This is a genomic window from Enterobacter cloacae complex sp. 2024EL-00227 (assembly GCF_043945315.1).
GTDB classification, from domain to species: Bacteria; Pseudomonadota; Gammaproteobacteria; order Enterobacterales; family Enterobacteriaceae; genus Enterobacter; species Enterobacter roggenkampii.
This window is the reverse complement of record NZ_JBIMQP010000002.1, coordinates 430,568-451,860: the sequence shown is the minus strand read 5'-3', so window position 1 is coordinate 451,860 and position 21,293 is coordinate 430,568. Positions and strand designations below refer to the sequence as shown.

Sequence of the window (21,293 nt, the reverse complement as noted above, 5' to 3'; positions counted from 1 at the left end):
GGAGCTGAATATGTGGTATTTCGCATGGATTTTAGGGACGCTTCTTGCCTGTGCATTTGGTGTCATCACTGCCCTGGCGCTTGAGCACGTAGAAGCGACCAAAGCGGGTGAAGAAAAACACTGATGAATATTATCGCGAAACTTTACGCGGTAATGGATAAGCGCCCGTTACGGGCGCTTTCTTTAGTGATGGCATTACTGCTGGCAGGCTGTATCTTCTGGGACCCTTCGCGCTTTGCAGCGAAAACCAGCGAGCTTGAAATCTGGCACGGCTTCCTCATCATGTGGGCGGTGTGCGCAGGTGTGATCCACGGCGTGGGCTTTCGTCCGAAAGCCGTTCACTGGCAGGGAATTTTTTGCCCGCCGATCGCCGATCTGGTGCTACTCGCCGGCTTGATTTTCTTCTTCCTCTGAATAAGAAATGTCCGTTAACGTTATGGGCTTACCCGAGCCCATAAAAATTTACTCTCCGTTTACTTTCCCCCATTCCAAACCATCTTTCCCGCGCGTATAGTAGCGAAGTTTAAAAGCTCTAACTTTTGTTGCATTACTGGGATGTAAAGTGAATACAACGCTGTTTCGATGGCCGGTTCGTGTCTATTACGAAGATACCGATGCCGGTGGTGTGGTTTACCACGCCAGCTACGTTGCTTTTTATGAACGGGCACGCACAGAGATGCTGCGCCATCATCACTTTAGTCAACAGGTGCTGTTGGCTGAGCGAGTTGCCTTCGTGGTACGCAAGATGACGCTTGAGTATTTTGCGCCTGCCAGACTCGACGATATGCTCGAAGTCCAAACTGAAATTACATCAATGCGCGGGACCTCACTGGTTTTCACGCAGCGGATAGTCAACGCAGAGAATACCGTACTGAACTCAGCTGAAGTGCTGATTGTTTGTGTTGATCCAACCATAATGAAGCCTCGTGCGCTTCCTAAGTCTATTGTCGCGGAGTTTAAGCAGTGACTGACATGAATATCCTTGATTTGTTCCTGAAGGCAAGCCTTCTGGTTAAACTTATCATGTTGATTTTGATTGGTTTTTCAATCGCATCCTGGGCCATCATCATCCAGAGAACGCGTATCCTCAATGCCGCTGGCCGTGAGGCTGAAGCGTTTGAAGATAAGTTCTGGTCGGGCATTGAGCTTTCTCGTCTGTACCAGGAGAGCCAGGGACGTCGTGAAAACCTGACCGGCTCCGAACAAATTTTCTACAGCGGTTTCAAAGAGTTCGCCCGTCTGCATCGTGCAAACAATCATGCGCCTGAAGCGGTGGTGGAAGGTGCCTCGCGTGCGATGCGCATTTCGATGAACCGCGAGCTGGAAAACCTTGAAACGCATATTCCGTTCCTCGGTACTGTCGGCTCCATCAGCCCGTATATCGGTCTGTTTGGTACCGTGTGGGGGATCATGCACGCCTTTATCGCGCTGGGCGCGGTGAAGCAGGCCACGTTGCAGATGGTTGCACCGGGTATCGCTGAAGCACTGATTGCGACCGCTATCGGTCTGTTTGCGGCAATTCCTGCGGTTATGGCTTACAACCGTCTGAACCAGCGCGTGAACAAACTGGAACTGAACTACGACAACTTTATGGAAGAGTTCACTGCGATTCTGCACCGTCAGGCGTTTACCAGCACCGAGAGCAACAAGGGGTAAACCATGGCCAGATCGCGTGGACGAGGTCGTCGCGAGCTCAAGTCCGAAATCAATATCGTTCCACTGCTGGACGTCCTGCTGGTACTGCTGCTGATCTTCATGGCAACAGCGCCAATCATTACCCAGAGCGTGGAAGTGGATCTGCCGGATGCGACAGAATCACAGGCGGTGAGCACCAATGACGATCCTCCGGTTATCATTGAGGTTTCCGGCGTAGGGCAATACAGCGTCGTGGTAGAAAAAGATCGTATGGATCAGCTGCCACCTGAGCAGGTTATTGCCGAAGCGCAGCGTCGCCTGGAGTCAAATCCGAAAACGGTCTTCTTAATCGGTGGCGCGAAAGACGTACCCTACGATGAAATTATTAAAGCGCTGAACTTGCTACATAGTGCGGGTGTTAAGTCAGTTGGCTTAATGACCCAACCTATTTGATCATCCGCGTAGTTTTTGGGAACCGATAGTGTCAAAGGCAACCGAACAGAACGACAAGCTTAAGCGAGCGATAATCGTCTCCGCAGTGCTGCACGTTATTCTCTTTGCAGCGCTGATCTGGAGTTCGTTCGACGAGCATATTGATGCATCAGCCGGCGGCGGTGGAGGATCTTCCATTGACGCCGTCATGGTGGATCCCGGTGCGGTAGTACAGAACTATAATCGCCAACAGCAGCAGAAGGCGAGTGCAAAACGGGCTGAAGAGCAGCGTGAAAAACAGGCGCAACAGCAAGCGGAAGAGCTGCGTGAAAAGCAGGCTGCCGAGCAGGAACGTCTGAAGCAGCTTGAAAAAGAACGTTTGCAGGCGCAGGAAGCCGCGAAAGCGCAGGCAGAGCAGCAGAAACAAGCCGAAGAGGCCGCGAAAAAAGCACAGGAACAGCAAAAGCAGGCGGAAGAGGCGGCAGCAAAAGCCGCAGCGGACGCGAAAGCACAGGCTGATGCCCAGGCGAAATTAGCGGCAGAAGCGGCGAAGAAAGCGGCTGCAGACGCCCAGAAGAAAGCGGAAGCCGAAGCGGCGAAGAAAGCGGCCGCTGATGCTCAGAAGAAAGCCGAAGCGGAAGCCGCGAAGAAAGCCGCAGCTGATGCTCAGAAGAAAGCAGAAGCGGAAGCCGCGAAGAAGGCCGCTCAGGAAGCAGAGAAGAAAGCTGCTGCCGAGGCCGCGAAGAAAGCGGCTGCTGCAGAGAAAGCAGCAGCAGAAAAAGCCGCGGCAGAAAAAGCGGCAGCTGCCGAAAAAGCCGCTGCTGACAAAAAAGCTGCAGCTGAGAAGGCCGCTGCCGATAAGAAAGCAGCAGCTGAAAAAGCGGCTGCTAAAAAGGCTGCCGCCGCTGAAAAAGCCGCTGCTGCCGCAGGGGTTGACGATCTGCTCGGCGATTTGAGCTCCGGTAAGAATGCGCCGAAAACGGGCGGTGGGGCGAAAGGAAACAACGCAGCGCCGACCGGAAGTGGTAACACTAAGAGTAACGGTGCGACAGGGGCTGAAATCAACGGTTATGCCGCGCAGATTAAATCCGCTATTGAAAGCCGATTCTATGATGCGTCTTCCTATACCGGTAAAACGTGTACGTTGCGTATAAAACTGGCTCCGGATGGCATGCTGCTGGATATTAAGTCTGAAGGTGGCGACCCGGCTCTATGTACTGCGGCCCTGGCTGCAGCGCGTCAGGCGAAGATGCCTAAACCGCCTTCGCAGGCAGTCTACGAAGTCTTCAAAAATGCGCCGCTGGACTTCAAACCTTAAGTTACATTTTCCCCGTGCAAACGGGGAAAAATAGACCAGGTTTAGTCACAGGGTTCGGGTAGTTTTGTCTATTTGAGTTTGTTAACATTCTGCTAAATTATCGTGGGTAAGGTTACCCGGATAAGGGAGATATGATGAAGCAGGCATTACGTGTAGCATTTAGTTTTTTAATGCTGTGGGCAGCAGTACTGCACGCAGAAGTACGTATCGAGATCACCCAGGGGGTGGACTCGGCACGCCCAATCGGTGTTGTTCCGTTCCAGTGGGCCGGTCCTGGCGCTGCACCTGAAGATGCCGGTGGCATCGTGGCGGCTGACCTGCGTAACAGCGGTAAATTCAACCCGTTAGATCGTTCTCGCCTGCCTCAGCAGCCGGGTAGCGCGCAGGAAGTTCAGCCTGCAGCATGGTCTGCACTGGGTATTGATGCCGTGGTTGTGGGTCAGGTTACCCCTAATCCGGACGGTTCTTACAACGTGGCCTGGCAGCTGGTGGATACCGGCGGTGCACCAGGTACCGTTCTGGCCCAGAACTCTTACAAGGTCACTAAGCAGTACCTGCGCTACGCGGCACACGCTGCCAGCGATGCGGTATTTGAAAAACTGACCGGCATTAAAGGCGCGTTCCGTACCCGTATCGCGTACGTGGTGCAGACCAACGGTGGTCAATTCCCTTATGAGCTGCGCGTATCTGATTACGATGGCTACAACCAGTTCCTGGTGAAACGCTCCTCGCAGCCACTGATGTCTCCAGCCTGGTCTCCGGACGGTTCTAAGCTGGCGTATGTCACCTTCGAAAGCGGCCGTTCTGCGCTGGTTATCCAGACGCTGGCAAACGGTGCGGTTCGTCAGGTGGCGTCTTTCCCACGTCACAACGGTGCGCCTTCGTTCTCTCCAGACGGCTCAAAACTGGCGTTTGCGCTGTCAAAAACCGGTAGCCTGAACCTGTACGTGATGGACATTGGCTCTGGCCAGATCCGTCAGGTGACCGACGGTCGCAGCAACAACACCGAACCTTCATGGTTCCCGGACAGTCAAAACCTGGCGTTTACCTCTGACCAGGCTGGCCGTCCACAAATCTACAAAGTCAACATCAACGGCGGTGCTCCGCAGCGTATTACCTGGGAAGGTTCTCAGAACCAGAACTCAGACGTGAGCAGCGACGGTAAATTTATGGTAATGGTCAGCTCCAACGGCGGGCAGCAGCACATTGCCAAACAAGATCTGGTAGCGGGTGGCGTGCAAGTTCTGTCGTCAACGTTCCTGGATGAAACGCCAAGTCTGGCACCTAACGGCACGATGGTAATCTACAGCTCTTCTCAGGGGATGGGATCTGTGCTGAATCTGGTTTCTACAGATGGGCGTTTCAAAGCGCGTATTCCGGCAACTGATGGACAGGTAAAATCACCTGCCTGGTCGCCGTATCTGTAAATAATAATTAATTGATTACTAAAGGAATCATAGAAATGCAACTGAACAAAGTGCTGAAGGGGCTGATGATCGCTCTGCCTGTAATGGCAATCGCAGCGTGTTCTTCTAACAAGAACGCCAGCAATGACCAGAGCGGCGAAGGCATGATGGGTGCCGGCACCGGTATGGACGCGAACGGCAATGGCAACATGTCTTCTGAAGAGCAGGCGCGTCTTCAGATGCAGCAGCTGCAGCAGAACAACATCGTTTACTTCGATCTGGATAAATACGACATCCGTTCTGACTTCGCTGCGATGCTGGATGCGCACGCTAACTTCCTGCGTAGCAACCCATCTTACAAAGTCACCGTAGAAGGTCACGCGGACGAACGTGGTACCCCAGAGTACAACATCTCCCTGGGTGAACGTCGTGCTAACGCTGTTAAAATGTACCTGCAGGGTAAAGGCGTTTCTGCTGACCAGATCTCCATCGTTTCTTACGGTAAAGAAAAACCTGCAGTACTGGGTCACGACGAAGCGGCTTACTCCAAAAACCGTCGTGCCGTACTGGTTTACTAAGAGAATTGCATGAGCAGTAACTTCAGACATCATCTGTTGAGTCTGTCGTTACTGGTTGGAATAGCGGCCCCCTGGGCCGCTTTTGCTCAGGCACCAATCAGTAGTGTCGGCTCAGGCTCGGTAGAAGACCGGGTCACTCAACTCGAGCGTATTTCTAACGCTCACAGCCAGCTTTTAACCCAACTCCAGCAACAACTTTCCGATAACCAGAATGATATTGACTCTCTCCGCGGTCAGATTCAGGAAAGCCAGTATCAGCTTAATCAGGTTGTTGAACGTCAGAAGCAAATCTTGTTGCAGATAGATAGCCTGAGCAGCGGTGGTGGTGCAGCAGCGCAGCCAGCCGCAGGCGATCAGAGCGGTGCGGCGACGTCTACGCCAGCGCCATCTGCTGATACGTCTGCCTCAACAGGCGCGCCTGTACAGAGCGGTGACGCGAATACGGACTACAATGCGGCCATTGCCCTGGTGCAGGATCAATCTCGTCAGGATGACGCGATTGCTGCGTTTCAGAGCTTTGTTAAGAAATACCCTGATTCCACTTATCAGCCAAATGCCAATTACTGGCTCGGTCAGTTGAATTACAACAAGGGTAAAAAGGACGATGCGGCGTTTTATTTTGCCTCAGTGGTGAAAAATTACCCAAAATCGCCGAAAGCGCCAGATGCGATGTATAAGGTTGGCGTGATCATGCAGGACAAAGGCGACACGGCGAAAGCCAAAGCGGTTTATCAGCAAGTGGTCGCAAAATTCCCGGGTACCGAAGGTGCTAAGCAGGCGCAAAAACGTCTGAATTCGATGGGATGATTATCGCATGACCAGAAATCGCGTTATTTCTGGTCGTGCAGCATGATTACTAAGCAGTTAAGTGATCTTCATCGAAATTTTTGTTGCGCAGAATTCTTAAATCAGTAATATATGCCGCCGTTGCCACGGGATATCAAACAACGTGAAAGCAGCATAAAAGTGGGTCGTTAGCTCAGTTGGTAGAGCAGTTGACTTTTAATCAATTGGTCGCAGGTTCGAATCCTGCACGACCCACCACTTAACGCAGTTCCGGCAGTACAGAGTGGGTGATTAGCTCAGTTGGTAGAGCATCTCCTTTACACGGAGGGGGTCGGCGGTTCGAGCCCGTCATCACCCACCACTCGGGTCGTTAGCTCAGTTGGTAGAGCAGTTGACTTTTAATCAATTGGTCGCAGGTTCGAATCCTGCACGACCCACCACTTTAAAGTGGTACCGAGTAAAAATCTTCGAAGTCAGCACCCGAATGGGTCGTTAGCTCAGTTGGTAGAGCAGTTGACTTTTAATCAATTGGTCGCAGGTTCGAATCCTGCACGACCCACCACTTCGAAGAAAAAAATCCCGCAAGGGGTCGTTAGCTCAGTTGGTAGAGCAGTTGACTTTTAATCAATTGGTCGCAGGTTCGAATCCTGCACGACCCACCAGTGTAGAAAGGCGCCCTAAAGGCGCCTTTTTGCTATCTGCGGTACAACAAATGCTCCGCCCATCTATTCCCGGTGACTTTTCACGCCAGATTCGCTATCTTGTTTAGTATACAAAACACAATTGCCACGCGTTTTGCTATGTCAGGCAAATGAAAGGCAATATTGTTAAGCCCGTAAAACGAGAAGCCATAATGAGTGTGATGTTTGATCCTGAAGCCGCAATCTATCCGTTTCCGCCTAAGCCTGTCCCACTGAGCCAGGACGAAAAGCAGTTCTACCGCGAGAAGATTAAACGTCTTCTTAAAGAGCGCGACGCGGTGATGGTGGCCCATTACTACACTGACCCGGAAATTCAGCAGCTGGCGGAAGAAACCGGGGGCTGCATTTCTGACTCACTGGAGATGGCGCGCTTCGGTGCACGGCATCCCGCTTCCACGCTGCTGGTGGCCGGCGTGCGTTTTATGGGCGAAACGGCAAAGATCCTGAGCCCGGAAAAAACCATTCTGATGCCCACGCTTAACGCGGAGTGTTCCCTGGATCTCGGCTGTCCGATTGACGAATTCACGGCCTTCTGTGATGCCCACCCTGACCGGACCGTGGTGGTTTACGCGAACACGTCGGCAGCAGTGAAAGCGCGGGCAGACTGGGTGGTCACGTCAAGCATCGCCGTTGAGCTGATTGAACATCTGGATAGTCTGGGTGAGAAGATTATCTGGGCGCCTGATCGCCATCTCGGCAACTATGTTCAGAAGCAGACGGGGGCTGACGTACTCTGCTGGCAGGGCGCCTGTATCGTTCATGATGAGTTCAAGACGCAGGCGCTGGCGCGCATGAAGGCGCTTTATCCTGACGCCGCCATTCTTGTGCATCCTGAATCTCCGCAGTCGATTGTCGACATGGCGGATGCGGTGGGTTCAACCAGCCAGCTTATTAACGCGGCCAGAACGTTGCCTCACAAGCAGCTCATCGTGGCGACCGATCGCGGTATCTTCTACAAGATGCAGCAGGCCGTGCCGGAGAAAGAGCTTCTCGAAGCGCCTACGGCAGGCGAGGGGGCAACGTGCCGCAGCTGTGCGCATTGCCCGTGGATGGCGATGAACGGCCTGAAAGCGATTGCCGAAGGGTTAGAAACCGGTGGTGCGGCGCATGAAATCCACGTGGATGCTGCCCTGCGTGAAGGCGCGTTAATTCCGCTTAACCGCATGCTGGATTTTGCGGCTACACTACGTACTTAATTCACTACGCCCCGGGGAAAAGATGGATTTTTTTAGCACACAGAACATTCTGGTTCATATACCGATTGGTGCAGCTGGCTATGACCTGTCATGGATTGAGGCCGTTGGTACGCTGGCGGGACTATTGTGTATCTGGCTGGCAAGCCTTGAGAAGATCAGCAATTATGCGTTCGGGCTGATTAACGTCACGCTGTTTGCGATTATTTTCTTCCAGATCCAGCTGTACGCCAGCCTGCTTTTGCAGCTGTTCTTCTTCGCCGCCAATATTTACGGCTGGTATGCGTGGTCGCGTCAGAACAGCCAGCAGGAGGCAGAGCTGCAGATTCGCTGGCTGCCCTTGCCGAAAGCCATCGCCTGGTTTGTCGCCTGCGTGGTGGCCATTGGCTTAATGACCGTCTTCATCAATCCGGTATTTGCGTTCCTGACCCGCATTGCCGTTTCGGTCATGTCCGGCATCGGCCTGAACGTGACGATGCCAGAACTCCAGCCGGATGCTTTCCCGTTCTGGGATTCCTGCATGATGGTGCTGTCGATTGCAGCGATGATTCTGATGACCCGTAAATACGTTGAGAACTGGCTGCTGTGGGTCATCATCAACGTTATCAGCGTGGCGATCTTCGCCCTGCAGGGCGTCTATGCCATGTCGCTGGAATATCTGTTGCTGACTTTCATCGCGCTGAACGGTAGCCGGATGTGGATTAACAGCGCGCGTGAGCGAGGCTCTCGCGCGCTTTCCAGCTAGTGGTCATGATGATGTGAATGACCGGACTGCGCCTCGTTAAGGTGGCAGTCTGGTCCGCTACAGGGCTGATACTCCATCTGAACGGTGGCATGGCTAATGTCGTAGTGATGTTCCAGGAAGTGCTGGATGCGATCGAGCAGCGCATCGTGGTCGTGAGGCGGGATCACCTGGACATGAAGCGTCATGACCGGTTTCTCCCCCACCAGCCAGACGTGCACGTGGTGGACATTACGGACTTCCGGAACAGTACGGCGCAGGTTGCGCTTCAGCTCGTCGATGTCCATGGATGCCGGAGCCCCTTCAAGCAGTTCATTCACGCTCTCCTTCAGCAGCCGCCAGGCGCTGCGCAAGACCAGACACGACACCAGCACGGACAAAATCGGATCGACAGGCGTCCAGCCGGTATAGAGGATCACCAGCGCGGCGACAATTGCCCCGACTGAACCGAGCAAATCCCCCAGCACATGCAGAGCCGCCGCGCGCACGTTGAGGTTCTTTTCCTCGCTGCCGCGGTGCAAAATCCAGAAGGCCAGGATATTCGCCACCAGCCCTGCCACGGCAATCACCATCATTGTCGCCCCGGCAATCGGCTGAGGATGTCTGAAGCGCTGAATGGCCTCCCAGACGATAAGAATGGTAATGACCACCAGGGCAATCGCGTTAACAAAGGCGGCAAGGGTCGTCAGCCTCAGCCAGCCGAAGGTATGGCGTGTATTGGGGGGACGACGGGCAAACTGTACGGCCAGAAGGGCGAAAAGTAGCGCCGCTGCATCGGTAAGCATATGCCCGGCGTCAGCCAGTAGCGCCAGAGAGCCGGAGACCAGACCGCCGATGACCTCAATAATCATGAAGGTTGCGGTGACGCCGAAGGCCAGCAGCAATCGTTTAGCGTTGTCGTCGCCGGCGGCGTGGGAATGTGTGTGTGCCATGTTATCTTTCCTGATTCGTTATCGTTTTTAGTGTAGCGTTTTTAATAGGTTACTCAAAAAGAAAGGAGAGCCTTAGCTCTCCTTTTATCATTAATTTCACAGCCGGTTACTGAGTCGTACCATCTGTTTTGGTATTGGCATCATCCCCCACTTTGTCATTCGGGTCGGGACATTTGCCATCTTTACACATGGAGTTCTTATGAACTTCATCTTTGCTCATGCTGTCATGATTCATGGTACCGGAGTCGGTACCGTTGGGGTGCAGCATGGTGCCGCCGGTGTTGGTGTTTCCATTATTGATCTGACTATTATCGACATTGTTCGGGGCGACGTTCTGTTTGGCATCAGGGGCGACCTGGCCTGCTGACGCAGCCGCGTTTGCATCACCGTTACCCGATGAGCCCGTTTCGGCCGCAAGAACGCTACCGCTGGCCAGGGTGAGGGTGGCGGTCAGGAAGAGGGTTGCCAGTTTTGTCATTTTCATCATGGTGCTCCTGTTCTTGTCGTTACGCTGGATAACTTTTTCCAACAGTGCATCTTTTTCAGAGGCGAAAGATTCCGCCATACGGACTTACGTCAGTCGGGAATCGCGTTTAAGCGTATAAAAATGGTTGTTACAGTTAAAAAGCTTAGGTTAGATCTCGTTTTTCGCTATTTTGTGGCGATTTTTAGGCGAATTCCAGGAATTATCTGCGTGAAGTGTAAAACCGTGTTTACACTTCCTGAGCGACAAGATAGATTGAAAGGATTGCTTTCATTACTAAAGATATGGCAGAGCTGGAACGAAGATGAATTATCAGAATGACGATTTACGTATTAAAGAGATCAATGAGTTATTACCTCCTGTAGCACTCCTTGAGAAATTCCCCGCCACTGAAAATGCCGCAAACACGGTTTCTCATGCTCGTAAAGCGATCCATAAGATCCTGAAAGGTAATGACGATCGTCTTCTGGTGGTGATTGGCCCATGCTCTATCCACGATCCTGCTGCCGCGAAAGAATACGCAGCCCGTCTGCTCACCCTGCGTGAAGAGCTGAAGGATGAGCTGGAAATCGTGATGCGCGTCTATTTTGAAAAACCGCGCACCACCGTTGGCTGGAAAGGGCTGATTAACGATCCGCACATGGATAACAGCTTCCAGATCAACGACGGTCTGCGCATTGCGCGCAAGCTGCTGCTGGAGATTAACGACAGCGGGCTGCCTGCGGCCGGTGAGTTCCTGGATATGATTACGCCCCAGTATCTGGCAGACCTGATGAGCTGGGGGGCAATTGGTGCCCGCACTACTGAATCTCAGGTTCACCGCGAGCTGGCGTCCGGTCTCTCTTGTCCGGTAGGCTTCAAAAACGGCACTGACGGCACCATTAAGGTGGCTATCGACGCCATCAACGCAGCGGGCGCACCGCACTGCTTCCTGTCCGTGACCAAATGGGGCCACTCCGCCATCGTTAACACCAGCGGTAACGGTGACTGCCATATCATTCTGCGCGGCGGCAAAGAGCCGAACTACAGCGCAAAGCATGTGGCCGAAGTCAAAGTCGGGCTGGAAAAAGCCGGGCTGCCACCGCAGGTGATGATCGATTTCAGCCACGCCAACTCCAGCAAGCAGTTTAAAAAGCAGATGGAAGTGGGCGCAGACGTCTGTCAGCAGATTGCCGGCGGTGAGAAGGCGGTAATTGGGGTGATGATCGAAAGCCATCTGGTTGAAGGTAACCAGAACCTGGAAGGCAGCGAGCCGCTGGTGTACGGCAAGAGCGTGACCGATGCCTGCATCGGCTGGGACGATACCGACGCCATCCTGCGCCAGCTGGCGAATGCGGTGAAAGCGCGTCGCGGTTAATTCTGACGGCTCAAATAAAAAAGCGCGGACGGTTCCGCGCTTTTTTTATGGTCAGCGAAAATTACTTCGCTTTACCCTGGTTCGCAACGGCCGCCGCTTTCGCTGCGATTTCGTCCGCGTTACCCAGGTAGTAGTGTTTGATTGGCTTGAAGTTTTCGTCGAACTCATACACCAGCGGTACGCCAGTTGGGATGTTCAGTTCGAGAATTTCGTCTTCACCCATGTTGTCCAGGTATTTCACCAGCGCACGCAGGGAGTTACCGTGAGCGGCGATAATCACGCGCTCGCCGCTTTTCAGACGTGGCAGAATGGTTTCGTTCCAGTAAGGCACAACGCGGTCGATGGTCAGCGCCAGGCTCTCGGTGGTTGGCAGCTCAGCGTCGGTCAGTTTCGCGTAACGCGGGTCGTGGCCCGGGTAGCGCTCGTCGTCTTTGGTCAGCTCTGGTGGGGTGACCGCGAAGCCGCGACGCCACTGTTTAACCTGCTCGTCACCGTATTTCTCAGCGGTTTCCGCTTTGTTCAGGCCCTGCAGCGCACCGTAGTGACGCTCGTTCAGTTTCCAGGATTTCTCAACCGGCAGCCAGGCCTGGTCCAGTTCGTCCAGCACGTTCCACAGGGTATGGATGGCACGTTTCAGCACAGAGGTGTAAGCAAAATCAAAGCTGAAGCCTTCTTCCTTCAGCAGTTTACCTGCTGCTTTTGCTTCGCTTACGCCTTTCTCGGACAGATCAACGTCGTACCAACCGGTAAAGCGGTTTTCGTTGTTCCACTGGCTTTCGCCGTGACGCACCAGAACCAGCTTAGTAATAGCCATCTCTTACTCCTCAAGCATTTTTAGAATGATAACAATTCTCATTATATTGCCGTGGCCGTGCCAGCAGCAACGCTTAACCCTAACCATAGCGAAAATAGTCTCTGAGTGTAAGATGCTTGTGAATCCAGGGTTATGATTTTGTCTGCGATCGGCGCTATTTTCAGCAAGACGCACAGAAAAAAGCCCTCCGGAGGGAGGGCTGAATATTAATGTGGAATAAAATGATATTCCGTCACGCTAACGTACTCTTCACCCGGGCGCAGCACGCAGTCCGGCTGCGGCCATTCCGGATGATTCGGGCTGTCCGGCAGGAACTCGCTCTCCAGCGCCAGGCCTTGCCAGTCGCTGTACTCTTCGTGTTCGCGCGCCGTCGTGCCGCCGAGATAGTTACCTGAGTAGAACTGCAGGGCAGGAGCGGTGGTATAAACCGTCATCTGCAGCTTCTCATCGGTGGACCAGACCTGTGCGGCAGGTTGTTTCACATCGCCTTTAGCCTGCAGCAGGAACGCGTGGTCGTAGCCTTTCACCTTGCGCTGGTCGTCATCGCTCAGGAAATCCTGGGCGATGGATTTCGCGCTGCGGAAGTCAAAGCTGGTTCCGCTCACGTCTTTGAGGCCCTGGTACGGAATGCCCATCTCATCAACCGGCAGATACGCATCCGCCAGGATCTGAAGCTTGTGGTTCCGCACGTCGCACTGGTTACCGTCCAGATTAAAGTACGCGTGATTGGTCAGGTTAACCGGACACGGCTTGTCGACCGTCGCACGGTATTCGATGGCAATACGGTTGTCGTCCGTCAATGTAAAGCGCGCAGAGGCGATAAGGTTACCCGGGAAGCCCTGATCGCCGTCCTGCGAATCCAGCGAGAACAGCACTTCGCCGTCGTTTTGACGAACAATCTTCCAGCGGCGTTTATCAAACCCGTCCGGGCCGCCGTGCAGCTGGTTCTCACCCTGGCTTGGAAGCAGGGTGTACTGCACGCCGTCGAGTTCAAAACGGCTCTTCGCGATGCGGTTCGCATAGCGCCCTACGGATGCGCCCAGATAGGCAGACTGATTAACATACTGCTCGGGTGAGGCGCAGCCGAGCAGGGTTTCGCGTACGCTGCCGTCCGGCATCGGTACGCGTGCTGAAAGAAGGGTTGCACCCCAGTCCATGAGCGTAACCACCATCCCCGCGCGATTGCGCAGGGTTAACAGGCGATACGGCAGACCATCCGGTGCGAGGGTAGGTGTTTCGTTTAGCACTGTCCGGCTCCTTGTGATGCTTTGCAAACATAGAAGGTTTCTTTGATACCTGTTTTTGCTTCGTACTGCTTCGCCACGGCGTCCTGTACAGCAGGGACCAGCTCCTCAGGCACCAGCGCAACGATGCAGCCGCCAAAACCGCCGCCCGTCATGCGCACGCCGCCTTTGTCGCCAATGACCGCTTTGACGATCTCCACCAGGGTGTCGATCTGCGGCACGGTGATTTCAAAATCATCGCGCATGGAGGCGTGAGATTCCGCCATCAGTTCACCCATGCGTTTCAGGTCACCTTTCGCCAGCGCGGACGCGGCTTCAACGGTACGGGCATTTTCCGTCAGCACGTGACGAACGCGTTTGGCGACAATCGGGTCCAGCTCGTGCGCCACTTTGTTAAATTCATTGAGCGTCACGTCACGCAGGGCGGGCTGCTGGAAGAAGCGGGCGCCGGTTTCGCACTGCTCGCGGCGGGTGTTGTACTCGCTGCCCACCAGCGTGCGCTTAAAGTTGCTGTTGACGATCACGACAGCCGCGCCTTTTGGCAGGGGAACGGCTTTGGTGCCCAGCGAGCGGCAGTCGATCAGCAGCGCGTGCTCTTTTTTGCCCAGCGCGGAGATCAGCTGGTCCATGATGCCGCAGTTGCAGCCCACGAACTGGTTTTCCGCTTCCTGGCCGTTCAGGGCGATTTGCGCGCCATCCAGCGGCAAATGATAGAGCTGCTGGAACACGGTGCCGACGGCGACCTCCAGAGACGCAGAGGAGCTTAAGCCCGCCCCCTGCGGCACGTTGCCGCTGATGACCAAATCGGCGCCGCCGAAGTTTTTGTTACGCTTCTGCAGATGCTTCACCACGCCGCGCACGTAGTTAGACCACTGCTGGCTGTCGTGCGTCACAATCGGGGCATCGAGGGAAAACGCGTCCGTCTCATTACCGTAATCCGCCGCAATCACGCGAACCTGGCGGTCGTCGCGCTTCGCGCAGCTGATGACCGTCTGGTAATCGATGGCGCACGGCAGCACAAAACCGTCGTTGTAGTCGGTGTGTTCACCAATCAGGTTGACGCGGCCAGGTGCCTGAATTACGTGGGTGGCAGGGTAGCCAAATTTCTCAGCAAACAGGGATTGTGTTTTATCTTTCAGACTCATCTTTTAGACTCCTGATTCGCGATAGTGGACGTCGCTAACGGCACGCAGACGTTCAGCCGCCTGTTCCGCCGTCAGGTCACGCTGGGTTTCCGCCAGCATTTCGTAGCCCACCATAAATTTACGCACCGTCGCAGAGCGCAGCAGCGGCGGATAGAAATGGGCATGCAGCTGCCAGTGCTGATTCTCTTCCCCGTTAAACGGTGCGCCGTGCCAGCCCATGGAGTACGGGAAGGAGCACTGGAACAGGTTGTCGTAACGGCTGGTCAGCTTTTTCAGCGCCAGGGCAAGGTCGTCGCGCTGCGCGTCGCTGAGCTCGGTGATGCGCTGCACGTGCGCTTTCGGCAGCAGCAGCGTCTCAAACGGCCAGGCGGCCCAGTAAGGCACGACGGCCAGCCAGTGTTCGGTCTCCACCACGGTACGGCTGCCGTCGGCCAGCTCACGCTGCGCGTAATCCACCAGCATCGGCGAGCCGTTTTCCACGTAATACGCTTGTTGCAGGCGGTCTTCACGCTCGGCTTCGTTAGGCAGGAAGCTGTTCGCCCAGACCTGGCCGTGCGGGTGCGGGTTAGAGCAGCCCATGGCCGCACCTTTATTTTCAAACACCTGCACCCATGGGTAAGTTTGACCCAGCTCGGCAGTTTGCGCCTGCCAGGTGCTGACCACCTCTTTCAGTGCCTCAACGCTCAGCTCCGGCAGCGTTTTGCTGTGATCGGGGGAGAAGCAGATCACGCGGCTGGTACCGCGCGCGCTTTCACAGCGCATCAGCGGATCGTGGCTTTCCGGCGCGTCCGGCGTGTCGGTCATCAGGGCGGCAAAATCGTTGGTAAACACGAAGGTGCCTTTGTAGTCCGGGTTTTTATCCCCGGTGACGCGCGTGTTGCCCGGACAGAGGAAGCAGTCCGGGTCGTGCTGCGGCAGCGTCTGTTTTGCAGGCGTCTCCTGCGCCCCCTGCCAGGGGCGCTTGGCGCGATGCGGAGAAACTAAAATCCATTGCCCGCTTAACGGGTTAAAACGACGATGCGGATGATCGACGGGATTAAATTGCGTCATGACGGATCCTTAGTCCGGATAACCTTGCGGGTGGCGTGACTGCCAGTGCCAGGTATCCTGTGCCATTTCATCAAGCGTGCGCGTAACACGCCAGTTAAGCTCTTTGTCGGCTTTGGTGGCGTCGGCCCAGTAAGCAGGCAGATCGCCCTCACGACGCGGTGCGAAGTGGTAGTTCACCGGCTTGCCGCAGGCTTTGCTGAAGGCGTTAACCACGTCCAGCACGCTGCTGCCGACGCCGGCGCCGAGGTTGTAAATATGCACGCCCGGTTTATCCGCCAGCTGCTGCATGGCCGCAACGTGGCCGTCGGCCAGATCCATCACGTGGATATAGTCGCGCACGCCGGTGCCGTCTTCGGTCGGGTAGTCATTGCCAAAAATCGCCAGCGACTCGCGACGGCCTACCGCCACCTGGGCGATATACGGCATCAGGTTGTTCGGAATGCCCTGCGGATCTTCCCCCATATCGCCAGACGGATGCGCACCGACCGGGTTGAAGTAGCGCAGCAGCGCGATGCTCCACTCCGGCTGGGCTTTTTGCAGGTCGGTCAGGATCTGCTCCACCATCAGCTTGCTTTTGCCGTACGGGCTCTGCGGCGTCCCGGTCGGGAAGCTTTCAACGTAAGGGATTTTAGGCTGATCGCCGTAGACGGTGGCGGAAGAGCTAAAGATGAAGTTTTTGACGTTGGCCGCACGCATGGCGGAGATGAGACGCAGGGTGCCGTTGACGTTGTTGTCGTAATACTCAAGCGGCTTAGCAACGGATTCACCGACCGCTTTCAGACCCGCGAAGTGGATCACCGCTTCAATGGCGTGGTCGTGAAGGATCTCGGTCATCAGCGCTTCGTTACGGATGTCGCCTTCCACGAACGTCGGGTGTTTACCGCCAAGACGTTCAATCACAGGCAGCACGCTGCGCTTACTGTTGCACAGGTTATCGAGAATGATGACGTCATGGCCGTTTTGCAGCAGCTGCACGCAGGTATGACTACCGATGTAACCGCTACCACCTGTTACCAGAACTCGCATATTTCGCTCCATTGGGCTTATGGTATGTAATAACCATAGCATAACAGAGACGCGAAAAGTGTGACATGGGATAAAATAGTGGAATCGTTTACACTGTTTTTAAAATCCGATTTTCAGCTACCGTGAGGCATTGTAGATCAACGGGATAGCAATGTATTAGTGCAGGTTATCTGAAAAACGGAGGGCGGTGCCCTCCGGGGATTAATCGATTTTGCTTTGCCGATAGTAATAGTGCTCACCGTCCGGAACAAACTCCAGGCGGTGGGTGATGCAGGAGGGGGCATCTTCGGCATGATGTGAAACGAACAGCAGCTGCGTTTCACCTTCGCTAATCAGCACGTCCACAAAGCGGCGGATAAGCTGGCGGTTCAACGGGTCGAGTCCCTGCAGCGGTTCGTCGAGGATCAGCAGCGTAGGGTGTTTCACCAGCGCGCGAACGATCAGCGCCAGTCGCTGCTGCCCCCACGAAAGACTATGAAACGGCGCGTCAGCAACCCGGTTGTCCATGCCCAGAATGTCCAGCCACTGCTGGGCCAGCTTGTGCTGTTTGTCCGACACCGCCTGATAAATGCCGATGGAGTCAAAATACCCGGAGAGGATCACGTTGCGTACCGTGGTACTGACCCGGTAATCCAGATGCAGGCTGCTGCTGACGTAGCCGATATGTTTTTTGATATCCCAGATGGTTTCGCCGCTGCCGCGACGCCGACTGAACAGCGTCAGATCGTTGCTATAGCCCTGCGGATGATCGCCGGTGATCAGGCTCAGCAGCGTGGATTTTCCCGCGCCGTTGGGGCCGACAATCTGCCAGTGCTCGCCTGGATTGACCGTCCAGTTGAGGTGATTAAGGATAGCGCGATCGTCATAAGAGACCACCCCATCGCGCAGCACGATGCGCGGCTGGTGGGGATCAAGCGCGTGGCGCGCCGACGGGGCGTCGGGTTCCGGAAGGGTAATACCGTCGAGCTGTTCGCTGTGCGCGAGCTGGGCAATCAGCGCCTGCTTAAGCAGTGCGGTTTTTTCGCCGGTCTCGGTCAGGTTACAGTCGGCCAGGACGCCCGCGTGCTGGATAAAGTCCGGAATTTCATCAAAACGGTTAAGCACCAGCACGAGGGTATATCCCTGCTGATTAAGCGACGCCAGCAGAGACGCCAGCTGCGCCCGGGATTGCACGTCAAGACCGTCGAACGGTTCGTCCAGAATAAGCAGTTCAGGTTCGCTCATCAGCGCCTGACAAAGCAGCGTTTTTCGCGTCTCGCCGGTCGAAAGGTATTTAAAGCGCCGGTTCAGCAGAGGGGTGATACCGAACTGTTCTGCCAGGCACTGGCAGCGGGCGGGATCCTTCACTTCATCCTGAATAATTTCCGCCGTCGTACGGCCGGTATCCTCTTCGCCAGGGCTGAGCAAATCGGTGTTGTTGCGCTGCCACTCGTCGCTGACCAGCTTTTGCAGTTGTTCAAACGACAGGCGCGTCAGGCGCGTAAAGTTGCTCTGGTATTCGCCCTTGAGGAGGTTGAGCTCTCCGGCCAGCGCGCGGGCCAGCGCGGATTTACCGCTGCCGTTTGTGCCGACAAACGCCCAGCTTTCACCCGCGCGTAGCGTCAAATCAGCAATTGTCAGCGTTCGGGTATCGCTAAGACGAAACGTGCCTTGCGAAATATGCAATGATGACATGGTTTATCCCTGTTTTTGCAGCACCAGATATCAGGGATACGCACTGTCGGTACGATTGTCAATGTGCTCAGCACAAAGTGGCGATAATCACCCGGTCCGCGTTGAAATACGCGGTGACGGCAGCACCTTCTTCTAAGTTGTCCGACTCGCTGAGCGGTACGGTCGCGCAAAGCGGCTGTCCATCTGCCAGGGTCATCTGCACTTCGCACTGCGTCTGGCCGCGTTCGATATGGCTGATGGTGCCCTGCAGCTGGTTATCTGCTGTCTTTGCCGCGTCGGGATCGCGTGTAATACTGACCCACGGCGCCTTCAGGAGCACCAGCACCTCTTTCCCTTCATCCAGTTCAAGACGTTCCGCGCTTTGCGCCGTTATGGCGGCCTTCAGACGGGTGGTGCCATCGGCAAGCAGGATCTCAATATGCTGCTGTATCTGCAGATTGTCGCGCGCTGTCACCGTACCAAACCACTGGTTGCGGGCGCTGGTTTGTAGCGAGAAGCGGGAAATGGCGGCCAGCAGACTGTCCAGCGGAACGTGATCGTCATCGCTTAACACATCGAATGCTTTTTGCTGAATCTGGGCCAGCAGATCGTAAAGCTGAATAAGACGCTGGCCATAACGCGTCACGATTGCACCGCCGCCGCCTTTGCCGCCCGTGGCTCTGTCCACCAGCGGCTGTTCGCTCAGGGTGTTCATGTCGTTGATGGCGTCCCAGGCACTTTTGTAGCTGATGCCCGCGTTTTTCGCCCCCTGGCTAATCGAGCCCGTTTGTTCTATTTGTTTAAGCAGGGCGATACGTCGCGGATCGGCGAAAAGCTTTTGCTGAAGTCGGAGTGTGAGAAGAATTTCGGCCTGCATAACAGTGTCCTGGCAAAAAGGGTATTGTGACCCAAATGGTGCAGGGCGCAAAGGGTACCGCACAAAAGGGGATGTTTTTCTCAGTTGAAAGGGTAGAATAAGCTGTTCACAATATCTGGAGAAAACCATGTTAGAGTTGTTGAAAAGTCTGGTATTCGCCGTGATCATGGTACCAGTAGTGATGGCCATCATCCTCGGTGCCATCTACGGCCTGGGTGAAGTGTTCAACGTCTTTTCGAACATTGGTCACAGAAACCAGGCTAAAAAGCAGCATTGATTCCCCCCCAAAACGCCCGGCTTGTCCGGGCGTTTTGCTCTCAAGATTTTCCCATTTTCGCCGATACTCTTTAACGCACTACGCCGGTTTACCTCTTCAGCGGTACGATTAAAAGCTGGGATCTCCCTGACGTTACCGTTATATTAATGTGTATATAACGCTACTCACAGGAGTTACAGATGGCACGTTCATGGGTACGCCTTTTTGCAGGGGCAACGTTGACGCTTTCCCTTACCGGACACGCGCTGGCGGACGACGGTAAAATCACGGTCTTTGCGGCGGCGTCGCTGACTAACGCGCTGCAGGATATCGCGGCGGCGTATAAAAAAGAGAAAAACGTCGAGGTGGTCTCCTCGTTTGCCTCTTCCTCGACGCTCGCGCGCCAGATAGAAGCGGGCGCGCCGGCGGATCTGTTCATCTCGGCTGACCAGAAGTGGATGGATTACGCGGCGGAGAAAAAAGCGATTGATGCGGCAACCCGCGAAACGCTGCTGGGGAATAGCCTGGTTGTCGTGGCGCCAAAAGCCAGCGCCCAGGCTGACTTCACCATCAACAAAGAGACCCACTGGATAAGCCTGCTGAACGGCGGGCGTCTGGCGGTGGGCGATCCGGAGCACGTTCCGGCCGGGATCTACGCCAAAGAAGCGCTGCAAAAATTGGGCGCATGGGAGACATTGTCACCGAAGCTGGCCCCGGCGGAAGATGTCCGCGGCGCGCTGGCGCTGGTGGAACGCAACGAAGCCCCGCTGGGCATTGTGTATGGCTCTGATGCCGTTGCCAGTAAGGGTGTGAAAGTGGTGGCAACGTTCCCGGAAGACTCCCACAAGAAAGTGGAATATCCTGTTGCGATTGTTGATGGACATAAAAATGCGACCGTGACGGCCTTCCGCGATTATCTGAAGGGGCCGGAAGCGTCCGCGATCTTTAAACGTTACGGATTTACGACTCACTGATGATATTGACCGATCCTGAATGGCAGGCTGTTCTGCTGAGCCTTAAAGTCTCTTCCCTGGCGGTTGCGCTGAGTTTGCCCTTTGGGATCTTCTTTGCCTGGCTACTGGTTCGCCGTCGGTTTCCCGGCAAAGCGCTGCTCGACAGCGTGCTTCATCTTCCGCTCGTGTTGCCGCCCGTGGTGGTCGGTTATCTGCTGTTAATTTCCATGGGGCGACGCGGTTTTATTGGCGAAAAACTTTACGACTGGTTTGGGCTGACCTTTGCGTTTAGCTGGCGCGGAGCGGTACTGGCGGCGGCGGTAATGTCATTCCCGCTGATGGTGAGGGCGATCCGCCTCGCGCTGGAAGGCGTGGACATGAAGCTCGAACAGGCGGCCCGTACGCTCGGTGCCGGGCGCTGGCGCGTCTTTTTCACCATCACGCTTCCCCTGACGTTACCCGGCATTATTGTCGGGACGGTACTGGCGTTCGCCCGCTCGCTGGGCGAGTTTGGCGCGACCATCACCTTTGTCTCGAACATCCCCGGCGAGACGCGAACGATTCCGTCGGCCATGTATACCCTGATTCAAACGCCGGGCGGAGAAGGCGCCGCGGCGCGGCTGTGTATCATCTCAATCGTACTAGCCCTGGTATCGCTGCTGGTGTCGGAATGGCTGGCGCGGCTGAGCCGTGAGCGGATGGGGAAATAAG

Annotated in this window: 24 protein-coding genes and 5 tRNA genes; 20 read left to right on the top strand and 9 right to left on the bottom strand. The window is 55.1% G+C overall.

Going from position 1 to position 21,293, the window contains the following annotated elements; translation table 11 throughout:
• Nucleotides 1-10: 10 nt before the first annotated feature.
• From cydX to pnuC, 16 genes are all read left to right on the top strand, one after another.
• Nucleotides 11-124: a cytochrome bd-I oxidase subunit CydX gene (cydX, locus tag ACHH0Z_RS05135; RefSeq protein ID WP_003858598.1), complete on the top strand. Its 114-nt coding sequence runs from the start codon at nt 11-13 to the stop codon at nt 122-124.
• Entirely contained in the window at nt 124-414 is a 291-nt protein-coding gene (gene ybgE, locus ACHH0Z_RS05130) for a cyd operon protein YbgE (protein ID WP_045407769.1), read from the top strand. Before cydX ends, ybgE begins: the two co-directional genes overlap by 1 nt.
• Before the next feature lie 148 nt (nt 415-562).
• A complete protein-coding gene (gene ybgC / locus ACHH0Z_RS05125; protein ID WP_003858593.1) occupies nt 563-967 on the top strand; it encodes a tol-pal system-associated acyl-CoA thioesterase in 405 nt (134 codons plus the stop codon).
• The gene (gene tolQ / locus ACHH0Z_RS05120; RefSeq protein ID WP_008501101.1) at nt 964-1,656 is read left to right on the top strand and encodes a Tol-Pal system protein TolQ; all 693 of its coding nucleotides are present in this window, start codon (nt 964-966) and stop codon (nt 1,654-1,656) included. Before ybgC ends, tolQ begins: the two co-directional genes overlap by 4 nt.
• Before the next feature lie 3 nt (nt 1,657-1,659).
• On the top strand, nt 1,660-2,088 hold the full coding sequence (gene tolR, locus ACHH0Z_RS05115; RefSeq protein ID WP_003858589.1) for a colicin uptake protein TolR: 429 nt from the start codon (nt 1,660-1,662) through the stop codon (nt 2,086-2,088).
• Nucleotides 2,089-2,116: 28 nt separating this feature from the next.
• Entirely contained in the window at nt 2,117-3,385 is a 1,269-nt protein-coding gene (gene tolA, locus ACHH0Z_RS05110; protein ID WP_008501102.1) for a cell envelope integrity protein TolA, read from the top strand.
• Nucleotides 3,386-3,519: 134 nt separating this feature from the next.
• Nucleotides 3,520-4,812 carry a Tol-Pal system beta propeller repeat protein TolB gene (tolB, locus tag ACHH0Z_RS05105; protein WP_008501103.1) on the top strand — a complete coding sequence of 431 codons (1,293 nt, stop codon included), beginning with the start codon at nt 3,520-3,522 and terminating at the stop codon, nt 4,810-4,812.
• A 35-nt stretch (nt 4,813-4,847) separates the two neighbouring features.
• Nucleotides 4,848-5,369, top strand: a complete 522-nt coding sequence (gene pal, locus ACHH0Z_RS05100; RefSeq protein WP_003858578.1) for a peptidoglycan-associated lipoprotein Pal — start codon at nt 4,848-4,850, stop codon at nt 5,367-5,369.
• 9 nt (nt 5,370-5,378) lie between these two features.
• Nucleotides 5,379-6,176 carry a cell division protein CpoB gene (cpoB, locus tag ACHH0Z_RS05095; protein WP_021241013.1) on the top strand — a complete coding sequence of 266 codons (798 nt, stop codon included), beginning with the start codon at nt 5,379-5,381 and terminating at the stop codon, nt 6,174-6,176.
• A 161-nt stretch (nt 6,177-6,337) separates the two neighbouring features.
• Nucleotides 6,338-6,413, top strand: a tRNA-Lys gene (locus tag ACHH0Z_RS05090).
• 27 nt (nt 6,414-6,440) lie between these two features.
• Nucleotides 6,441-6,516 (top strand) — tRNA-Val (locus ACHH0Z_RS05085).
• A 3-nt stretch (nt 6,517-6,519) separates the two neighbouring features.
• Nucleotides 6,520-6,595: transfer RNA gene (locus tag ACHH0Z_RS05080), tRNA-Lys, on the top strand.
• A 46-nt stretch (nt 6,596-6,641) separates the two neighbouring features.
• Nucleotides 6,642-6,717, top strand: a tRNA-Lys gene (locus ACHH0Z_RS05075).
• Nucleotides 6,718-6,741: 24 nt separating this feature from the next.
• Nucleotides 6,742-6,817, top strand: a tRNA-Lys gene (locus ACHH0Z_RS05070).
• Nucleotides 6,818-7,008: 191 nt separating this feature from the next.
• On the top strand, nt 7,009-8,052 hold the full coding sequence (gene nadA / locus ACHH0Z_RS05065) for a quinolinate synthase NadA (protein ID WP_008501105.1): 1,044 nt from the start codon (nt 7,009-7,011) through the stop codon (nt 8,050-8,052).
• Nucleotides 8,053-8,074: 22 nt separating this feature from the next.
• Nucleotides 8,075-8,794 carry a nicotinamide riboside transporter PnuC gene (gene pnuC / locus ACHH0Z_RS05060; RefSeq protein ID WP_021241012.1) on the top strand — a complete coding sequence of 240 codons (720 nt, stop codon included), beginning with the start codon at nt 8,075-8,077 and terminating at the stop codon, nt 8,792-8,794.
• On the opposite strand, the gene zitB is transcribed toward pnuC, so the two are convergent.
• Nucleotides 8,791-9,723, bottom strand: coding sequence for a CDF family zinc transporter ZitB (gene zitB / locus ACHH0Z_RS05055; RefSeq protein ID WP_008501107.1), 933 nt, complete (start codon nt 9,721-9,723; stop codon nt 8,791-8,793). The genes pnuC and zitB overlap by 4 nt on opposite strands.
• Before the next feature lie 106 nt (nt 9,724-9,829).
• Nucleotides 9,830-10,207, bottom strand: coding sequence for a YbgS-like family protein (locus ACHH0Z_RS05050; protein WP_008501109.1), 378 nt, complete (start codon nt 10,205-10,207; stop codon nt 9,830-9,832).
• A gap of 304 nt (nt 10,208-10,511) precedes the next feature.
• Here ACHH0Z_RS05050 and aroG point away from each other — a divergent pair, with 304 nt between their 5' ends.
• A complete protein-coding gene (aroG, locus tag ACHH0Z_RS05045) occupies nt 10,512-11,564 on the top strand; it encodes a 3-deoxy-7-phosphoheptulonate synthase AroG (protein WP_008501110.1) in 1,053 nt (350 codons plus the stop codon).
• A gap of 61 nt (nt 11,565-11,625) precedes the next feature.
• On the opposite strand, the gene gpmA is transcribed toward aroG, so the two are convergent.
• The 7 genes from gpmA to modE form a co-directional block, all read right to left on the bottom strand.
• Nucleotides 11,626-12,378 carry a 2,3-diphosphoglycerate-dependent phosphoglycerate mutase gene (gene gpmA, locus ACHH0Z_RS05040; protein ID WP_008501111.1) on the bottom strand — a complete coding sequence of 251 codons (753 nt, stop codon included), beginning with the start codon at nt 12,376-12,378 and terminating at the stop codon, nt 11,626-11,628.
• 206 nt (nt 12,379-12,584) lie between these two features.
• Nucleotides 12,585-13,625 carry a galactose-1-epimerase gene (gene galM, locus ACHH0Z_RS05035; protein WP_021241010.1) on the bottom strand — a complete coding sequence of 347 codons (1,041 nt, stop codon included), beginning with the start codon at nt 13,623-13,625 and terminating at the stop codon, nt 12,585-12,587.
• A complete protein-coding gene (galK, locus tag ACHH0Z_RS05030; RefSeq protein WP_021241009.1) occupies nt 13,619-14,767 on the bottom strand; it encodes a galactokinase in 1,149 nt (382 codons plus the stop codon). The genes galM and galK overlap by 7 nt, the downstream gene beginning before the upstream one ends.
• A gap of 3 nt (nt 14,768-14,770) precedes the next feature.
• Nucleotides 14,771-15,817, bottom strand: a complete 1,047-nt coding sequence (gene galT, locus ACHH0Z_RS05025; RefSeq protein ID WP_045405877.1) for a galactose-1-phosphate uridylyltransferase — start codon at nt 15,815-15,817, stop codon at nt 14,771-14,773.
• A 9-nt stretch (nt 15,818-15,826) separates the two neighbouring features.
• Nucleotides 15,827-16,843 carry a UDP-glucose 4-epimerase GalE gene (galE, locus tag ACHH0Z_RS05020; RefSeq protein WP_008501115.1) on the bottom strand — a complete coding sequence of 339 codons (1,017 nt, stop codon included), beginning with the start codon at nt 16,841-16,843 and terminating at the stop codon, nt 15,827-15,829.
• A gap of 201 nt (nt 16,844-17,044) precedes the next feature.
• On the bottom strand, nt 17,045-18,517 hold the full coding sequence (gene modF, locus ACHH0Z_RS05015; RefSeq protein ID WP_045405879.1) for a molybdate ABC transporter ATP-binding protein ModF: 1,473 nt from the start codon (nt 18,515-18,517) through the stop codon (nt 17,045-17,047).
• Nucleotides 18,518-18,584: 67 nt separating this feature from the next.
• On the bottom strand, nt 18,585-19,373 hold the full coding sequence (gene modE, locus ACHH0Z_RS05010; protein ID WP_045405881.1) for a molybdenum-dependent transcriptional regulator: 789 nt from the start codon (nt 19,371-19,373) through the stop codon (nt 18,585-18,587).
• A gap of 127 nt (nt 19,374-19,500) precedes the next feature.
• Here modE and ACHH0Z_RS05005 point away from each other — a divergent pair, with 127 nt between their 5' ends.
• The 3 genes from ACHH0Z_RS05005 to modB all read left to right on the top strand — a co-directional run bounded on the left by ACHH0Z_RS05005 (nt 19,501) and on the right by modB (nt 21,292).
• Entirely contained in the window at nt 19,501-19,650 is a 150-nt protein-coding gene (locus ACHH0Z_RS05005; protein WP_045405883.1) for an AcrZ family multidrug efflux pump-associated protein, read from the top strand.
• A gap of 179 nt (nt 19,651-19,829) precedes the next feature.
• A complete protein-coding gene (modA, locus tag ACHH0Z_RS05000; RefSeq protein WP_045405886.1) occupies nt 19,830-20,603 on the top strand; it encodes a molybdate ABC transporter substrate-binding protein in 774 nt (257 codons plus the stop codon).
• Entirely contained in the window at nt 20,603-21,292 is a 690-nt protein-coding gene (gene modB, locus ACHH0Z_RS04995) for a molybdate ABC transporter permease subunit (RefSeq protein ID WP_021241005.1), read from the top strand. The genes modA and modB overlap by 1 nt, the downstream gene beginning before the upstream one ends.
• The last annotated feature ends 1 nt before the right edge of the window (nt 21,293 follow it).